Below are 489 nucleotides of genomic sequence, written 5' to 3' on the forward strand. Positions count from 1 at the left end.
AGTCACAGAGCGCACAGAGGACGAACGGACGGAGACGACTATTTATCTCGGAAGCATTGTGACCCATATTTCGTATCCTCTATGATTTCATCTATCGATTCTGCGTCAAGTTTAATCAACCCATATGTTCTCTTTACAATATTTTTCTTAATCTCTAATTCGACTTCCTCGCCCTCTTCCAGATCCAGGTCTCCAACTGGCCTCAGTACGTGACTTTTGTAAATGGCTTTTACCTTCAATAAAATCGCCCGAAATTAGTATCTGCTCAATGGCTAAATATTTTTGCACTCGATGAGTTTTGGAATGCTGGAGCGATTCTCGTGAGAGAAATATTCAGTTATATAAGCTGGATCCTGACAGAGCTGGGTTACGGAATAAAACCACAGAGACTCTGTGGGGGAAGCATAGAGCGATGGTGAAATCCTGGGGTTTACGGGAATAGAACCGCAGAGTCAAGAGAGCGCGCTGAGGACGAACGGACGGAGACGA

Annotated in this window: 1 protein-coding gene; it reads right to left on the reverse strand. The window is 44.6% G+C overall.

From position 1 onward, the window contains the following. Nucleotides 1–38: 38 nt before the first annotated feature. Nucleotides 39–239, reverse strand: a complete 201-nt coding sequence (locus BP822_RS03770; RefSeq protein WP_013718692.1) for an antitoxin AF2212-like protein — start codon at nucleotides 237–239, stop codon at nucleotides 39–41. Nucleotides 240–489: the final 250 nt, after the last annotated feature.

The sequence above is a fragment of the Methanosaeta sp. UBA458 genome, assembly GCF_002496085.1.
Lineage (GTDB): Archaea > Halobacteriota > Methanosarcinia > Methanotrichales > Methanotrichaceae > Methanothrix > Methanothrix soehngenii.